The organism is Pseudomonas izuensis (genome assembly GCF_009861505.1).
GTDB classification, from domain to species: Bacteria; Pseudomonadota; Gammaproteobacteria; order Pseudomonadales; family Pseudomonadaceae; genus Aquipseudomonas; species Aquipseudomonas izuensis.
In genome coordinates this window covers 1-591 of the sequence record NZ_WTFT01000088.1, presented here as the reverse complement: position 1 = coordinate 591, position 591 = coordinate 1, and the positions used below count along the sequence as shown (strand labels likewise).

The window sequence follows — 591 nt, the reverse complement described above, 5'->3', positions numbered from 1 at the left end:
CCCTCCCCGCCCCCCCACCACCCCACCCCCCCCCCCCCCAGGCCCCCCTAAACAACGACCGGCCTCCCCCCCCTCTCCGACCGCCCACCACAACTCACGGGGCTCCGCACTCCCTCCCACCCAAATAAAAAAGCCGGGCCCGTCAACCTCTATTGCCAGCCCAGTGACGACATCCGCCCGCACCCGGCGCCTTGTGCGATTGCCGTCATTACGCCTGTCCGCTTGTCTGCGCAAGGCCTGGGCGAAGCCGATTTCATGCCCCGGGTGCATGCCCAACTGTCGGCTCCGCGCACCTGCGGCGCGGGGTCTAATCCATGGCGTTCCGACGACGAGCTGCCCCGCCACAGCCTGTACGGCACCTTTTTCGATCCCTAGGCAGGGTGTGGGGGGGGGGGGCTGGGTGGGCGGGGGGTGGAGGGTTGGGCCTGGGGTGGGCGCTGAGTTTGGTTGCTCCGGAGGGGGGGGGGCGCAACCAAGACCCACTCCAGACGGTGCGGGGCTTGTGGGGTGGGGGGGGGGGGGGGGGTTGCTGTTGTGGGGGGCCGTGGTGGTGGTGGATCGTGGGTGACGGTGTTGGGGTGGTTTGTGTTG

The 591-nt window shown here is 69.9% G+C and carries 1 pseudogene; it reads left to right on the top strand.

Going from position 1 to position 591, the window contains the following annotated elements:
* Positions 1-54 precede the first annotated feature (54 nt).
* Positions 55-395, top strand: a pseudogene (sbcB, locus tag GPL81_RS31695) (exodeoxyribonuclease I); the annotation flags it as partial.
* Positions 396-591: the final 196 nt, after the last annotated feature.